This window comes from Micromonospora sp. WMMA1976 (genome assembly GCF_027497335.1).
Taxonomy (GTDB): Bacteria; Actinomycetota; Actinomycetes; order Mycobacteriales; family Micromonosporaceae; genus Micromonospora; species Micromonospora aurantiaca.
In genome coordinates, this window is record NZ_CP114912.1 from 3,604,444 (window position 1) to 3,619,064 (window position 14,621).

16 protein-coding genes are annotated in these 14,621 nt (G+C 72.4%); 8 read left to right on the plus strand and 8 right to left on the minus strand.

From position 1 onward, the window contains the following. Positions 1-7: 7 nt before the first annotated feature. From O7546_RS16780 to O7546_RS16790, 3 genes are read right to left on the minus strand one after another with little or no spacing between them, the layout of a single operon-like run. Positions 8-874, minus strand: a complete 867-nt coding sequence (locus O7546_RS16780) for a carbohydrate ABC transporter permease (RefSeq protein WP_194799115.1) — start codon at positions 872-874, stop codon at positions 8-10. After that, complete coding sequence (locus tag O7546_RS16785) at positions 871-1,872, minus strand: sugar ABC transporter permease (protein WP_194799114.1); 1,002 nt, start codon at positions 1,870-1,872, stop codon at positions 871-873. The genes O7546_RS16780 and O7546_RS16785 overlap by 4 nt, the downstream gene beginning before the upstream one ends. Further along, a complete protein-coding gene (locus O7546_RS16790) occupies positions 1,869-3,137 on the minus strand; it encodes an extracellular solute-binding protein (RefSeq protein WP_269697164.1) in 1,269 nt (422 codons plus the stop codon). Before O7546_RS16790 ends, O7546_RS16785 begins: the two co-directional genes overlap by 4 nt. 177 nt (positions 3,138-3,314) lie before the next feature. On the opposite strand from O7546_RS16790, the gene O7546_RS16795 reads away from it, so the two are divergent. Both O7546_RS16795 and O7546_RS16800 read left to right on the plus strand, forming a co-directional pair. Continuing rightward, positions 3,315-4,319, plus strand: a complete 1,005-nt coding sequence (locus O7546_RS16795) for a LacI family DNA-binding transcriptional regulator (RefSeq protein WP_262011873.1) — start codon at positions 3,315-3,317, stop codon at positions 4,317-4,319. A 210-nt stretch (positions 4,320-4,529) separates the two neighbouring features. Further along, positions 4,530-5,723 (plus strand): endo-1,4-beta-xylanase, encoded by a 1,194-nt coding sequence (locus O7546_RS16800; RefSeq protein ID WP_194799112.1) that lies wholly within the window; start codon positions 4,530-4,532, stop codon positions 5,721-5,723. Between the two features lie 64 nt (positions 5,724-5,787). Here the strand turns inward: O7546_RS16800 and O7546_RS16805 are convergent, their stop codons facing one another. From O7546_RS16805 to O7546_RS16820, 4 genes are all read right to left on the minus strand, one after another. After that, positions 5,788-6,348, minus strand: a complete 561-nt coding sequence (locus O7546_RS16805; RefSeq protein WP_194799111.1) for a DUF5872 domain-containing protein — start codon at positions 6,346-6,348, stop codon at positions 5,788-5,790. A 37-nt stretch (positions 6,349-6,385) separates the two neighbouring features. Beyond that, positions 6,386-6,913, minus strand: a complete 528-nt coding sequence (locus tag O7546_RS16810) for a hypothetical protein (RefSeq protein WP_194799110.1) — start codon at positions 6,911-6,913, stop codon at positions 6,386-6,388. 67 nt (positions 6,914-6,980) lie between these two features. Next, complete coding sequence (locus O7546_RS16815; protein ID WP_194799109.1) at positions 6,981-7,694, minus strand: hypothetical protein; 714 nt, start codon at positions 7,692-7,694, stop codon at positions 6,981-6,983. Beyond that, positions 7,687-8,298, minus strand: coding sequence for an RNA polymerase sigma factor (locus tag O7546_RS16820; RefSeq protein WP_281599338.1), 612 nt, complete (start codon positions 8,296-8,298; stop codon positions 7,687-7,689). Before O7546_RS16820 ends, O7546_RS16815 begins: the two co-directional genes overlap by 8 nt. A gap of 40 nt (positions 8,299-8,338) precedes the next feature. Between O7546_RS16820 and O7546_RS16825 the strand changes: the two genes are divergently transcribed. Further along, a complete protein-coding gene (locus O7546_RS16825) occupies positions 8,339-9,913 on the plus strand; it encodes an FMN-binding glutamate synthase family protein (RefSeq protein ID WP_281599340.1) in 1,575 nt (524 codons plus the stop codon). Between the two features lie 57 nt (positions 9,914-9,970). Then, a complete protein-coding gene (locus O7546_RS16830) occupies positions 9,971-11,173 on the plus strand; it encodes a sugar efflux transporter (protein ID WP_281599342.1) in 1,203 nt (400 codons plus the stop codon). 6 nt (positions 11,174-11,179) lie between these two features. On the opposite strand, the gene O7546_RS16835 is transcribed toward O7546_RS16830, so the two are convergent. Then, positions 11,180-11,830, minus strand: a complete 651-nt coding sequence (locus O7546_RS16835; RefSeq protein ID WP_194799105.1) for a methyltransferase domain-containing protein — start codon at positions 11,828-11,830, stop codon at positions 11,180-11,182. Positions 11,831-12,027: 197 nt separating this feature from the next. On the opposite strand from O7546_RS16835, the gene O7546_RS16840 reads away from it, so the two are divergent. From O7546_RS16840 to O7546_RS16855, 4 genes are all read left to right on the plus strand, one after another. Beyond that, positions 12,028-12,342 (plus strand): rhodanese-like domain-containing protein, encoded by a 315-nt coding sequence (locus O7546_RS16840; RefSeq protein WP_194799104.1) that lies wholly within the window; start codon positions 12,028-12,030, stop codon positions 12,340-12,342. 50 nt (positions 12,343-12,392) lie between these two features. Continuing rightward, entirely contained in the window at positions 12,393-12,737 is a 345-nt protein-coding gene (locus O7546_RS16845) for a rhodanese-like domain-containing protein (protein ID WP_194799443.1), read from the plus strand. A 36-nt stretch (positions 12,738-12,773) separates the two neighbouring features. Continuing rightward, positions 12,774-14,153, plus strand: a complete 1,380-nt coding sequence (locus O7546_RS16850; RefSeq protein WP_194799103.1) for an MBL fold metallo-hydrolase — start codon at positions 12,774-12,776, stop codon at positions 14,151-14,153. A 128-nt stretch (positions 14,154-14,281) separates the two neighbouring features. Further along, the gene (locus O7546_RS16855) at positions 14,282-14,512 is read left to right on the plus strand and encodes a DUF2188 domain-containing protein (RefSeq protein WP_194799102.1); all 231 of its coding nucleotides are present in this window, start codon (positions 14,282-14,284) and stop codon (positions 14,510-14,512) included. Positions 14,513-14,621 lie beyond the last annotated feature (109 nt).

The window sequence follows — 14,621 nt, forward strand, 5'->3', positions numbered from 1 at the left end:
CCGCCGCTCAGCCCTTGACCGCGCCCTGGAGACCGCCCACGATCTGCTTCTCCGCCAGGGTGAAGAACAGCAGCGCCGGCAACATCGCCAGCGACGTGAAGGCGAGGACTCCCGCGGTGTCGGTGGTGTACTGGCTGGAGAAGTTCTGCACGCCCAGCGGCAGGGTGTGCAGGTTGACGTCCCCGAGGACGAGCAGCGGCAGGAGGAACGCGTTCCAGCTCGCCACGAACGCGAGGATGCCGACGGTGACGACCGCGGGCCGCGACAGCGGCAGCACGATCCGCCAGAGGAAGCCGAGCCGGCCGGCGCCGTCGATGGCGGCCGCGTCCTCCAGCTCCCGCGGGATGGCCGACAGGAACGGCCGCAGGATGACGATCGTCAGCGGCAACGAGAAGGCCACCTGCGGAAGGATCACCGCGTAGTAGGAGTTGATCAGGTTCAGGTCGCGCAGCATGAGGTACAGCGGCAGGATCGCCGCGCCGGCTGGGAACAGCAGGCCGAGGGTGAAGAAGGTGTAGAGCCCTTCGCGGCCGCGGAACGTGTAGCGGGCGAGCACGAACGCGGCGGCCATGCCGAGCACCACCACGCCGAGCGTGGTGCCGAGGGCGACCACGGCGCTGTTGAACGCCTGCTTCCAGAAGTCGCTCTGGGTCAGCACCCGGTAGTAGTTGTCCCAGACCCACGGGTCCGGCAGGCCGGCCGGGTCGTCCACGATCTGCGGCGTGGTCCGGAAACCGCCGACGACGACGTACACGACGGGTGCGATCGACACGGCCGCGACCGCGAGCGCGATCGCGTACGTCAGCGGCGAGCTCCACTGCACCGGCCGGCGCCCGGCCGAGGGGGCGGATACGGAGTTCACGGCCACTGTCACTTCCCCTTCCGGGTGATGGCACCCTCGATGTCCCGGCGGAGCAGGAACCGCTGGAACAACAGCGCCGCGACGAACGAGATGGCGAACAGGATCACGGCCACCGCGTTGCCGTAGCCCCAGAGCCGGGCGAAGAAGCCGTTGTCCACCATGTACGTCGCCATGGTGGCCGAGGCGCCGAGGGACCGTACCGCCGGCACCGAGGTCACCCAGATCATGTCGAAGACCTGCAGCGAGCCGATCATCGACAGGAACATCCAGATCCGGATGGTGGGGCCGAGCAGCGGCAGCGTGACGTGGCGCTGGATCTGCCACCAGCTCGCGCCGTCGATCTCGGCGGCCTCGTTCAGCTCCTGCGGCACGTTCGACAGGCCGGCGAGCAGCAGGATGATGGCGAAGCCGACGTATTTCCAGGTCAGGACGAACAGCAGCGTCCAGATCACCACGTCCAGGTCGGCCAGCCACGCCTGCACCAGGCCGCCGAGCCCGATCGACTGCAGCAGCGCGTCGAGCGTGCCGTTCTCGGTCAGGATCAGCTTCCACATGATGCCGACGGTGACCTCGGCCAGCACGTACGGCACGAACACCAGCAGGCGGAACGCCGAGCGCCCGCGGAAGCGGCGGTTGAGCAGGAGGGCGATGCCCAGCGCGACCGGACCCTGGATCAGCAGCGACCCGAACACGATGATCGCGTTGTTGCGCAGCGCGTCCAGGAAGATCGGGTCCTGGAAGGCGAGCGTGTAGTTGCGGAAGCCGACGTACTCGGTGGGCGGGCCGACGCCGCGCCAGCGGAACAGGCTGTAGTAGAACGCGAAGCCCATCGGCACGAGCACGAACATCACGTAGATGACGACCGCGGGCGTGGTCAGCCCGATGATCTCGTACCACTTGCGACGGGTCTCGGCGCGGCGGGAGGCGGCCCGTGCGCCGCCGGGCCGGAGGCCCGCCGGCGGCGCTTTCGCGCCGACGGCGGGCGTACGGGTCTGCGATGCGGACGTCACTTGCTTGCGGCCGCCTTCATGGCCGAGACGACCTTCTCAGGTGTCCCGTTGCCGGCGAAGATCGCGACGATCGCGTCGTTCATCGCGGTGCCGACGGTGCTGCCGAAGGCCGTGTCCAGCCAGAGCTGGACGTAGGTGGCCGACGCGGTGGACTCCAGGATGGACTTCAGCGCCGGGTCGGTGACGCCGTCGGCAGCACCCTTGGCGACGGGCAGGCCGGTGCCGGTGGCGGCGTAGCCCTTCTGCACCTCGGGGCTGACGATGTACTTGAGGAACTCGACGCACTCGGCCGGGGCGTTCTTGGCGCAGGCGAAGCCGTCGCCGCCGCCGAGGGCCGCCTTCGGGTCACCGGCGGAGCCGGAGATCGCCGGCACCGGGAACCAGCCGAGGAACTTGCCCAGGGCCGCCTTGTCCGTGGCGACGGTGTCCAGCGTGCCGCGGTTCCAGTCGCCCATCAGCTCCATCGCGGCCTTGCCGTTTGCTAGAAGGCCGTTGGCGCTGGTCGGGTCGTTCTGACCCGGCGTGGCGATGAAGTTGTTCTGGAACGGCTTAGTGTCGATGAAGGTCTTCAGGTCCTGGCCGGCCTTGACGAAGCACGGGTCGTCGAAGGTCCGGTCCTTGGAGGCCTTCTTCAGCGTGTCGACCGAGCAGGCACGCAACGCGAAGTTGTACCACCAGTGCGCGGCCGGCCACTTGTCACCGGCGCCGAGGGCGATCGGAACGACGTTGATCGCCTTGAGCTTGGTGACGGCGGCGTTGAGCTCGTCGAAGGTGGTCGGCGGCGCCGTGATGCCCGCCTTCGCGAACATGTCCTTGTTGTACCAGATGCCCTCGATGCCCATCCGGAACGGCAGGCCGTACTGCTTGCCCTCCACCTGCCAGATCTCGGCGGCGCTGCCGATGTCGGCCACCTCGCCCTTCACCTGGTCGGTGATGTCCTTGAGGTAGTCGGCCTCGACCTGCTCGCGCATCTCGCCGCCGCCCCACGCCTGGAAGATGTCCGGCGGGTCGTTGCTCAGCAGCGCGGCGGGGAGCCGGGTGCGCTGGAGCTGGTTCGTCTCGATCGCCTCGATCTCGATCTTGACGGTCGGGTGGGCCGCGGAGAAGTCCTTGGCGACCTTCTCCCAGTACGTCTTGCCGGGTCCGTCCTGCGACGCGTTGTGCCACCAGGTCAACGTCACCGGGTTCTTGTACAGCTCGCTCTCGGCGGCCTTCTCCTCGTCGCCACCACCACTGCACGCGGAGGCCAGCAGAGCGCTTGTCACAAACAGTGCCAGGGCGGCACCAGCACGGCGCTTCATCACCACAGATGTCTCCTCGACCACTCAGTCGGGTTACCTGCCGGGGAGTTTTACAGGGCCGTAACGTGAAGTCAATCGGTATCGATAACGTTTTCGACATCGTCTTCGATCCCCCTGGAAGTGCCCTCTATCATCGTCGGCGTGGTGTTCCAGGAGCGCGTCAAGATGTCGGACGTGGCACGTACGGCCGGCGTCTCGGTGGCAACTGTATCGAAGGTTGTCAATGGTCGGTACGGCGTCGCGCAGGCCACCGTCGAACGCGTCCAGCAGGTGATCCACGAGCTGGGGTACGAGGCCAGCCTGGGGGCGCAGAGCCTGCGCAGCCACCGGACGAACGTGCTGGGCATCCTGGTCGCCGAGTTCGAGCCGTTCTCCACCGAGCTGCTCAAGGGCGCGTCCCGCGAGGTCGCCGGCAGCGGCTACCAGTTGCTCGCCTACTCCAGCGGTGACGGCGAGGGCGCGGCCATAGGGTGGGAGCGGCGCTCCCTGGCGCGGCTGTCCGGCACGCTCATCGACGGCGCCGTGATCGTGACGCCGACGGTGGTCGAGACCAAGCACGGCTTCCACGTGGTGGCCGTCGACCCGCACACCGGCCCGTCCGGCCTGCCCACCGTCGACTCCGACAACTTCGCCGGCGCGGTGCTGGCCACCGACCACCTGCTGTCGCTCGGGCACCGGCGGATCGCGCACATCAGCGGCCGCCCCGACCTGGAGTCGGCCCGGCTGCGCGAGGCCGGGTTCCGCAAGGCGATGGCCGACGCGGGCGTGCCGGTGGACGAACGGCTCGTGCGGGTGGGCGGTTTCCGCACCGAGACCGCCGCCAGCACTGCGGCCGAGCTGCTCGCGCTCGCCGACCGGCCGACCGCGATCTTCGCCGGCAACGACCTCTCGGCCATCTCCACGGTGGACGTGGCCCGCGGCCTCGGCCTGCGCGTACCGGAGGACCTTTCGGTGATCGGCTTCGACAACATCCCCGAGTCGGCGCTCGTCGACCCGCCCCTCACCACGATCCGGCAGCCGCTGCAACGCATGGGCGCCGAGTCGCTGCGCCTGCTGATCGACCTCATCGCCGGCGTCGAGCGGGACACCCACATCCAGCTCCCCACCGAGCTGGTCGTCCGGGCCTCCTGCCACCCGCTGCGCTGACGCACCGGCTCACCCTTCTCGCGCAGGTGATTGACGGACGGCTATCGGCGTCCGTAATGTTTCGGGCTACTTCCGGAAGGTTGATCGGAAGTTTCGGAAGCCGCATCGTCAGTCCACCCTGGCGCCCGCCGAACCGTTCCACGGCGCGGCGTCTCCGGCACCGCCACCGCCGGCCCCCGGGCCGCGCGCACCCTCCCGAAAGGAACGACCATGAAGCTGAGACGATGGCTCGCCGCCGGCGCCGTCGCCGTCGCGACCGCCACCGCCCTCAACGTCGTCCCCGCGACGGCCGGACGCCCGTACGACCCGGCCGCGCAGAGCCTGCGTGAGCTGGCCAAGCGCCACGGCCTGTACGTGGGCACCGCCGTGGACATGGCCGCACTCAACGACGCCTCCGAGCCGCGCTACCGCGAGCTGGCCGCGTCGGAGTTCTCGACCGTGACCGCAGAGAACGTGATGAAGTGGGAGAGCCTCGAGCCCACCCGGGGCACCTACAACTGGGGCCCGGCCGACGAGCTGGTCGAGTTCGCCCGCAAGAACAACCAGCGGGTCCGGGGCCACGTGCTGGTCTGGCACAACCAGCTGCCCGCATGGCTGACCAGCGGTGTCGCGGACGGCTCGATCAGCAAGGCCGAGCTGCGCCAGATCCTGCGCAACCACATCACCGCCGTGGTCACCCACTTCAAGGGCAAGATCTGGCAGTGGGACGTGGTGAACGAGGCGGTCAGCGACCCCTGGGACACCCCGTCCACCCTGCACTACAAGGGGTTCTGGGCGCAGAACCTCGGGCCCGGCTACATCGCCGACGCGTTCCGCTGGGCCCGCGCCGCCGACCCGAAGGCGCTGCTGTTCTACAACGACTACAACATCGAGGCGTTCGGCTCCGGCAACCCGGCCGACGACAAGACGCAGTTCGTCTACAACATGGCCCGTGACCTGCGGGCCAAGGGTGTGCCGATCGACGGCGTGGGCGCACAGGGCCACCTGGGCACCCAGTACGGCAACTTCAGCACGCTCCAGGTGGTCGCGGCGCTGCGCAAGTTCGCCGGGCTCGGGCTGGCCACGGCCCTCACCGAGGTGGACGTGCGCAGCCAGATCACCGAGGGGGTGGAGGCCGGCGACTCCGCGGAGATCAACCCGCGCCTGCAGGCGTCCGCGGCGGGCTTCAGCGTGCTGATGCAGGCCTGCCTGGCCGAGCGGCACTGCCTGTCGTTCACGCTCTGGGGCTTCACCGACAAGCACTCCTGGGTGCCCGGTGCGTTCTCCGACCCGCCGGAGGGCCTGGCCACCGTCTACGACGAGAACTACCAGCCGAAGCTGGCGTACCACGAACTGAAGGCCGACCTGATGTTCTCCGGTCCGCCCTACGTGCTGCCGCGCATCCCGCAGCACCCGCGCCGCTGACTGTCGCGCGGAGGGGCCGGCCTGCGGGCCGGCCCCTCCGTCGCGGTGCGCCACGGGATCACGCTCACGCCGCCCGGCGCCGGCCCAGTTCCGACTCCAGCCGTCCGATGAGCGTCTTGCGGGCCTTGCCGCCGCGTTCCCGGCGCAGCGCCGCGTCGAGCTGGCGGGTGTCGAGGTCGCGGACCAGTTTGACCGCCTCGGTCACCGGCAGCTCGTTGATCTGCTCGGCGGCGGTGGCGTCCCGGCGGGCCCGCTTCGCCGGGCCCGTGTTCGGCACGTACTGGCGGCCGGAACGCGACGCGCGGCGCTTGCGGGTGTCGGTGGCCCGCCGTTCGGTCTCCGACAGCTCCTCCCACGCCCGTTCAGGCAGGTAACGGCGCGTTTCGCCGCCGCTGCGGGCACGCGTGTCACCGCTGCGGGTCTGCCACTTCTCGCCGCCCCAGCGTTGCAGCGAGCGCTGCCGTGCGTCCTTCGGACCCTCGAATCCCCCGCCGGCCTTCTTGTACTCGTTCGTCAGCAGCTGCGACTTGCGGGCCGACCACTGCCCGGGCCGTCCGCCCTTGTCGGAGGCGCGGATCTCGGCCTTGAGGCGCTCCCGCAGTTCCGGCTCGGTGTACTTCGCCATGACGCAGCGTTACCCGGACCGGCAGCGGCCATGCCGGTCAGCGGGACGACGGCCGGTAGACCAGATCCATCGTGTCGCTGCGGCCGGACCAGTCCAGCCGCAGCCGCCAGCACCCGGCGGCCGGCAGGTCGACGATGGACGGCCCGGGCCCGCCCGCCACCTCCCGGACGACCGGGGTGTCCGTCCCGTCCCGCGTCGCGGTGATCACCAGCGGGGTCCGCGGTGCCGGCTCGGACCGGCCGGGCTCGGGGCGGGACACCCAGAGGATCTTGTTGTTCGCGCCGTCGCCGCGCGCGTGCACCAGCGGATACGCGAACAGGATCGCCACGATGTCGCCCCGGGTGCCGAAGACGTGCCGGATCCGGGTGTCGCCGGTGAACCCGGCATCCGCCCAGTCCGGCAGCCGGCCGGTCTCCAGTCGCTCGGCGCAGGCCGCCGGCGCGGCCGGTCCGGTGGCGGGCACGGTGCCCGTGGCCGGCCCGCCGGCCGGTTGCGCGGCCGGGCCGGCGGTGCACCCGGCCAGCAGCAGGACCGGCACCAGTAGGACTCTTCTCGGAACGGACATCCGGCCTCCCCCGTTGACGACTCTCGTCGACAGGACACCGCCCGGCGTCCCGAGGTTCCCGCCGCACTCACTCGAGCGAGGACGCGATGTCGAGCGCCTGCTCACGGGTCAGGTCGCCCTCCAGCCGGTAGCTCACCCCGGCCCGCTCCCAGATCAGCGTGGCGGCGGACAACCGCGCGGTGGCGACCCGTTCCGTGCCCGAGCGGTCCACGTACGCGAGCGCGTGCGGACCACCGACCCAGATCGCGAACTCGCCGCCGACGTGGGTGAGCGTCACGTCCGCCCCGAGGGACCGCTTGTGGAACACGATGTCGAGCGAGCCGTCGAAGGCGTCCAGCCGGACCGTCCCGCCCCGGTAGAGCAGGCTGGCGACCCGGTGGGCGCCGGTGCCGTCCGGATCGGCGACGAGCACGTGTTCCGGTGCGCCGAGCCGGGCCGGTACCCGGATCGGGAAGCGGACCTGCCGCTGTGCCTCGGCCAGGGCGATCTCGTGCTGCGCGGGCAGCGGCGACGGCGTACCGGTCGGCGGCAGGGCGGGCGCGGTGTCCACGACCACCCCGGAGAACCGCAACAGCCCGGTCACCGCGTCGGCGAGCGCGGCCCGCCCCGGCGGCAGCGCCGCCACGAGCACGGTGGCGAGCGCGGCGGCCAGCACGTACCGCCACCGGCGGCGCGGCGCGGGCACGTCGAGCCGGGCCCGCACCCGGGCGGTGAGGTCAGGTGTGCGCGCCGGCTCCAGCCAGCCGGTCAGCTCCCGCAGCTCCCGTTCCAGGTCATCCACGGTGCGCCACCTCCCGATCCAGCAGGGCACGCAGCTTCGCCAGCGCCCGGTGGGTCCGCGACTTCACGGTGCCCCGGGCCACCCCCAGCACGGTCACCGTCTCGTCCTCGCCGAGGTCGAGCAGGTAGCGGCAGACGATCACCTCGCGGTCGCGGGCGGGCAGCCGGCGCAGCGCCCCGACCAGCTCGGCCCGGCGCTCGGCCGCCAGCACCGCGTCGAGCCCGTCCTCGGCGGTGACCGCCGCGACCGGGTCCGCCGCCGCCGCGCGCAGCGTCAGCCCGTCCCGCCGGGTCCGCGTCCGGTGCAGGTTCCGGGTCTCGTTGGCGACGATCGCGAGCAGCCAGGACCGGAACGACGCCTCGGCCCGGTAGCGGGACAGTTTCCGGTACGCCTTCACGAACGCCTCCTGGACCACGTCCTCGGCGTCCGGACCGGCGCCGAGCAGCACCGCCGTCCGGTACGCGGACGCGGTGTGCCGGGCGACCAGGGCGTCGTACGCCTCCCGGTCGCCGGCGCGTACGCGGGTGACGAGGTCGTCGTCGTCCAGGGCAGCCTCCGCCGTCGGTCCGCTTCCATGACACCGCCCGGGGCGGCCGGGTTCCATCAGGCGTTTGACCGGGTGCCGGGGCGGAAAGAGTGGCGGGATGAGCTGGGCGAAGAGAGCCGTACCCGCAGCTGTCGCCGCCGTCGCCGCGCTGGCGGCGCGGGACCTGCTGCAACGCGACCACGCGCTGCGCCGCAACTTCCCCGTGCTGGGCCGCGCCCGGTACCTGATCGAGTCGATCGGCCCGGAGCTGCGGCAGTACATCGTGGCCGGCAACGACGAGGAGCGGCCCTTCACCCGCGACCAGCGGCGCTGGGTGTACGCCTCGGCCAAACAGGAGAACAACTACTTCGGGTTCGGCACCGACAACGACATCGAGCACACCTCCGGCTATCCGATCATCAAGCACCGAACGTTCGGCCGGGCGGTGCCGCCGTCGGCGCCGACCGCCGGGCACGACGTGACGCTGCCCTGCGCCAAGGTGCTCGGCGCGGCGCGTGGCCGGGCGCGGGCGTTCCGGCCGGAGTCGGTGGTGAACATCTCCGGGATGAGTTTCGGCTCGCTGTCCGCGAACGCGGTGGAGGCGCTCAACCGGGGCGCGGCGCTGGCCGGCTGCCTGCAGAACACCGGCGAGGGCGGGCTGTCGCCGTACCACCGCAACGGCGGTGAGCTGGTCTTCCAGCTCGGCACCGCGTACTTCGGCTGCCGCGACGAGCAGGGCCGGTTCAGCCTGGAACGGCTCAAGGACCTGGTGGCGTCGGCGCCGGTACGCGCGCTGGAGATCAAGCTCAGCCAGGGTGCCAAGCCGAGCCTCGGCGGCCTGCTGCCGGCGGCGAAGGTCTCCGCCGAGATCGCCGCCACCCGAGGCATCCCGGCCGGTCAGGACTGCGTCAGCCCGTCCCGGCACGCCGAGTTCTCCGACTGCGACAGCCTGCTGGACTGGGTGGAGCTGCTCGCCGCCGAGACCGGCCTGCCGGTCGGCATCAAGTCCGCCGTCGGTGACCTGGGGTTCTGGGAGGAACTGGCCACGCTGATGCGCGACACCGGGCGCGGCGTGGACTTCGTGACCGTCGACGGCGGCGAGGGCGGCACCGGCGCCGCACCGCTGATCTTCAGCGACTCGGTGTCGCTGCCGTTCCAGCAGGGCTTCTCCCGGGTCTACCGCACCTTCGCCGAACGCGACCTGCACGAGCAGGTGGTGTTCGTGGGCGCCGGCAAGCTCGGCCTGCCGGACAACGCCGTGGTGGCGTTCGCGCTCGGCGCCGACATGGTCAACGTCGGGCGGGAGGCGATGCTGGCGATCGGCTGCATCCAGGCGCAGAAGTGCCACACCGACACCTGCCCGACCGGCGTCGCCACGCAGAACGCGTGGCTGGCCCGGGGCCTGGACCCGGCCCGCAAGTCGGTGCGGGCCGCGAACTACATCCGTACGCTGCGCCGCGACCTGGTCAAGGTGGCCGAGGCGTGCGGCGTCGAGCATCCCGGGCTGATCGGCACCGACTCGGTGGAGATCCTCGACGGCCGGACCTCGTCGATCCCGCTGGACCGGGCGTTCGGCTACCGGCCGGAGTGGGGGAGGCCGTCGGCCGCCGACCGGGCGGAGATCGTCCGGCTGATGACGGCCGAGGCGCCGCGGGGCGGCAGCGCGCCACCCTCCCCCACCGCCGTCGGCTGACCCGGACCGCGGGAAATCCGGTCGGCCGCCGCGCCGCCGCCGCGTACAGTCCGCCGCATGGCTGTGGACACCAGGCCGGCGGTGCGCGCCGGCCCATTCCGGCTGCTCCCGCTGGGTGTGGTCTTCCTGACCGTCGGTCTGTCCACCGCCGTGGTGCTGCCGTTCCTGTCGCTGTTCCTCGACCGGGAGGTCCACGCCAGTCCGTTACGGGTGACCGTGTTCCTGGTCGTCGCCCCGCTGTCCGGGGTGGTCGCCTCCGCGCTGATCGGCCGGCTGTCGGACCGCCTGCCGATCCGGCGCGCGCTGCTTGTCGGCGCCGCGCTGGCCGGTGTGGTGGGCGCGGGGACGACCGCGTACGTCCGCGACTACTGGATCCTGCTGGGGCTGACCGCCACCGCCACCGCGCTGGCGAACTCGCTGTTCCCGCAGTCGTTCGCGTACACCCGGGCGCTGTTCGACAGGGACGATCCCACGCGGGCCGCGTTCGGCGTCAGCCTCATGCGTACCGTCTTCTCGGTCGCCTGGGTGGCCGGGCCGGCGCTGGCCGCGGTGCTGCTCGACGTCGGCGGCTTCCGCCTGGTCTACGGCATGGCCGCCGTCATGTACGCGCTGGCCGCGCTGGTGGCCGCGTTCCGGCTGGAGGAACTGCCGCTGCCGGCGCGGCCGGTTGCGGCCGATCCGGACGGCGCGGTGCCCGGCCCGCGCGGCGCGTCCCGGCTGCGGCTGGCGCTGACGGCGCTCGCGTTCGTGCTGCTCCAGTGCCCGCTGACGGTCGGCGTGCAGGCGATGCCGCTGTTCATCGACACCGAACTGAACGACGATCCCTCCCGCGCCGGCCTGGTGCTGGGCCTGTGCGCGGCGCTGGAGATCCCGCTGATCCTCGGGCTGGGCGCGCTGACCGCGCGGGTCCGGCTGCGGCCGCTGATCCTGGTCGGCGGTGCCTGCGGGGTCGCCTACTACGCGACCGCCGCGCTGGCGCCGAGCGTGCCGGTCCTGCTGTTCGCGCAGCCGGTGAACGCGCTGTTCATCGCCGCGGTGTCCGGCGTCGGCATCGCCTACGTGCAGGATCTGCTGCCGGGCGAGCCGGGCCGGGCCACCACGCTGTTCACAAACACGTTCCCGATCGGCGCCATGCTCGCCGGGCCGCTGCTCGGGCTCTCCGCGCAGGTCGGCTACCGGTGGGCGTACGGCATGAGCACCGCGCTGTGCGCGGCCGGGCTGCTGGTGCTGCTGCTGACCCGGCCGACGGCCCGGGCCTGACCGGGGTCAGCGACGCCGCACCAGGACCACGTGGTCGATCAGCTCGCCGGTCCGGCCGTCCGGGCCGGTGGCGGTACGGCGCGCCGCGCCCAGCCGCTCGGTGTCCCAGCCGTCCGGGTCGAGGTTCATCGCGGCCAGGATCTCCTCCGGTTCGGCGAACCGGTGGTGGCCGGTGTCGGGCCCGGCCCAGGGCGGCGGCGCGCCGTGCTCGACCACGAGCAGCCGGCCGCCGGGCGCGACCGCCTCGGCCGCCGGGGGCAGCACCGTCTCCCGGGGCAGGACCAGCGGCGACTGGAAGAACTGCGCGGACACCAGGTCGTACCGGCCGGGCGGGAAGCCCTGGGTGAGGTCGTGCCGGACGGTGGTGATCCGCTCCGCCACCCCGGCCCGCTCGGCCTCCACGGCGAGGCGGTCCAGCGCGACTGACGAGATGTCCACGGCGGTGACCCGCCAGCCGCGCGACGCCAGCCACACCGCGTCGCCGCCCTCACCGCTGCCCAGGTCGAGCGCGGTGCCCGGGGGCAGCGTGCCGGCCACCTCGGCCAGGACCGGGTTGACCCGGCCGCTCCAGATCCGGTCCCGCTGGCCGTACCGCTCGTCCCAGAACCGGGCCGGGTCGGTGTCCGCCGCCGGGTGCTCGTGGTGGTGCCCCGTCATGTCTGCCTCCTCGCCGCCGGGCGTCTCCCGCCCGAGCCCCGCCATCGTGCGCCGCAACTCAGCGGACAGCAAGGAACCTTGCCGTTCCGGCAAACGAGCACAACCGCACGAGCAGGGGGTAGCGGACGGCCGGACGCCGCGCTACCGTCGAGAGCAGATACCCCCGGGGGTATAGCCGATCCGGAAGGAGAACGCCCATGCGCGAGGTCGACCTGACCACGTTCGCCACCGCCCACGCCGACGGGGCGACGGTCATCGACGTCCGGGAGACCGCCGAGTACCTCGGCGGCCATGTCCCCGGTGCCCGTTGTGTGCCGCTGGGTCATCTGCCCGCCCAGATGACGCAGGTGCCCCGCACCGGCCCCGTCTACGTGATCTGCGAGGCCGGCGGACGCAGCCGGGTCGGCGCCGAACTGCTCGAACGCGCGGGCATCACCGCCCTCTCGGTCACCGGCGGCACCTCGGCCTGGGTGCGCTCGGGCCGCCCGGTCACCGCGGGCAGCCGGCCGTGACCGGGCGCCCGGAGACGGCGGCCGCTCCGCGCACCGGCTTCCTCCGCCGCCTGCTCGGCCCCCGCGTCGCCCGGGTCACCCCGGCGGAGGCGGCGGCGCTGTCCGGCGCGGGCGCGCTGCTGCTCGACGTCCGGGAACCCGCCGAGTGGCGGGCCGGACACGCCCCCGGCGCCCGGCACATCCCGCTCGGCCAGCTCGCGGACCGGCTGTCCGAGGTGCCGGCGGACCGGCCCGTGGTGACCGTCTGCCGGTCCGGCGCGCGGTCGCGGCGGGCGGCCAAGTTGCTCGCCGCGGCGGGCCACGAGGTGCACGACCTGACCGGCGGCATGCGGGCGTGGACGAACGCCGGGCTGGCGGTACGAGCCAAGGGCGGCAGGCCGGGCCACGTGGCCTGAGCAGACCCCTCATCACCAGGAGAAGGAGCACGGCCGATGTTGTTCACCCAGTACTACCTCGACTGCCTGTCCCAGGCCTCGTACCTGATCGCCGACGACCGCACCGGCCGGGCCGTGCTCGTCGACCCGCGCCGGGACATCGACGAGTACCTCACCGACGCGAAGGCGCACGGCCTGACCATCGAGGGCGTCGTCAACACCCACTTCCACGCCGACTTCCTCGCCGGGCACCTCGAGGTGGCCGCCGCGACCGGCGCCTGGATCGGCTACGGGAGCCGGGCCGAGACCGAGTACCCGAGCCGCAAGCTCACCGACGGCGAACGGATCAGCCTCGGCGACGTGACCCTGGAGATCATGGAGACCCCGGGCCACACGCCGGAGTCGATCAGCATCCTGGTCTACGAGCGCGCCGACGACCCGGTCCCGTACGGCGTGCTGACCGGCGACGCGCTGTTCATCGGCGACGTGGGCCGCCCCGACCTGCTCGCCTCCTTCGGCGTGACCGCCGAGGAACTCGGCCGGATGCTCTACGACAGCGTGCAGCACAAGCTGATGGGCCTGCCCGACGAGGTGCGCGTCTTCCCCGCCCACGGCGCCGGCTCGGCCTGCGGCAAGAACCTGTCCACCGAACGGCAGTCCACCATCGGCGAGCAGCGCCGCACCAACTACGCCTGCGCGCCGATGAGCGAGGAGCGCTTCCTCGCCCTGGTCACCGGCGGGCAGCCGGCCGCGCCCGGCTACTTCGCCTTCGACGCGGTGCTCAACCGCAAGGCGCGTGAGCTGTTCGACCACGCCCGGCCGGCCCGCCCGCTCACCCCGGCCGAGTTCCTGGCCGCCCGGGCCGACGGCGCCGTCGTGGTCGACGCCCGCGACCCGCAGGAGTACGCGACCGGGCACCTTCGCGGTGCGCTCAACGTGCCGGCCGACGGCCGGTTCGCCGAGACCGCCGGCAGTGTCGTCGCGCCCGACCGGCCGGTGCTCGTGGTGGCTCCGCAGGACCGGGAGGAGGAGATCGTCGTCCGCCTCGCCCGGATCGGCTTCGACCGGGTGATCGGCTACCTGCGCGAGCCCGAGGGCGCCTTCCTGGAGATGGTCGCCGAGATGACCCGGGCGAGCCGGGTCACCGCCACCGAGCTGCGGGAAGCCCTCGACGGCCCGGACACCCCGGTCGTGCTCGACGTCCGCAACGCCGGTGAGCGGGAGCAGGGCGCCGTCCAGGGCTCCCTGCACATCCCCCTCGCCGAGTTGACGCGGCGCCTCGACGAGGTGCCGGCGGACCGGCCGGTCGTCGTGCACTGCGCCGGCGGCTACCGCTCCTCGGTCGCGGCCAGCCTGCTGCGCAACGCCGGGCACGCCGACGTGTCCGACCTGCTCGGCGGGTACGGCGCCTGGCAGGGCCTGCACGCCGCCGCGTGACCAGCAGTCCGGGCCGGGCGGGGCCCCCTCCCCCGCCCGGCCCGGGTCGTCCGGCGCCGTCAGGATTAGCACTCCCCTCGCATGGGCAGACAATTGTCATCGGACACGCGAACGAGGGAGCTGACGGCATGGCGAAGGGCGACATCGACACCTACCAGCAGGACGGGCAGTGGAAGAACCGCCCGGAGGGCAACGAGCGCGCGACCAGCCGCCACGACACCAAGGCGGAGGCCGAGGCGGCCGGCCGGGAGATGGCGGCCGAGCGCGGCGCCGAGCACGTGATCAAGAAGCAGGACGGCACCATCGGCGAGAAGAACACGCACCCCCGCAGCCGCGACCCCCGGGAGATCCCGGGCTGAGCACGCAGCGCAGGCAATATACGGCGCCGGACCCGCTCGGGTCCGGCGCCGTATCGCGTACCGGCGGGTAGTGAGTGGCTGGCTAAAAACTTTTGTTCGGTTCCTACAA

Coding starts and splice junctions, on each gene's coding strand:
- O7546_RS16800 (WP_194799112.1), top strand. CDS start 4,530: ATGAAGCTGAGACGATGGCTCGCCGCCGGCGCCGTCGCCGTCGCGACC.
- O7546_RS16805 (WP_194799111.1), bottom strand. CDS start 6,348: ATGGCGAAGTACACCGAGCCGGAACTGCGGGAGCGCCTCAAGGCCGAG.
- O7546_RS16810 (WP_194799110.1), bottom strand. CDS start 6,913: ATGTCCGTTCCGAGAAGAGTCCTACTGGTGCCGGTCCTGCTGCTGGCC.
- O7546_RS16820 (WP_281599338.1), bottom strand. CDS start 8,298: ATGGAACCCGGCCGCCCCGGGCGGTGTCATGGAAGCGGACCGACGGCG.
- O7546_RS16825 (WP_281599340.1), top strand. CDS start 8,339: ATGAGCTGGGCGAAGAGAGCCGTACCCGCAGCTGTCGCCGCCGTCGCC.
- O7546_RS16830 (WP_281599342.1), top strand. CDS start 9,971: ATGGCTGTGGACACCAGGCCGGCGGTGCGCGCCGGCCCATTCCGGCTG.
- O7546_RS16835 (WP_194799105.1), bottom strand. CDS start 11,830: ATGACGGGGCACCACCACGAGCACCCGGCGGCGGACACCGACCCGGCC.
- O7546_RS16840 (WP_194799104.1), top strand. CDS start 12,028: ATGCGCGAGGTCGACCTGACCACGTTCGCCACCGCCCACGCCGACGGG.
- O7546_RS16850 (WP_194799103.1), top strand. CDS start 12,774: ATGTTGTTCACCCAGTACTACCTCGACTGCCTGTCCCAGGCCTCGTAC.
- O7546_RS16855 (WP_194799102.1), top strand. CDS start 14,282: ATGGCGAAGGGCGACATCGACACCTACCAGCAGGACGGGCAGTGGAAG.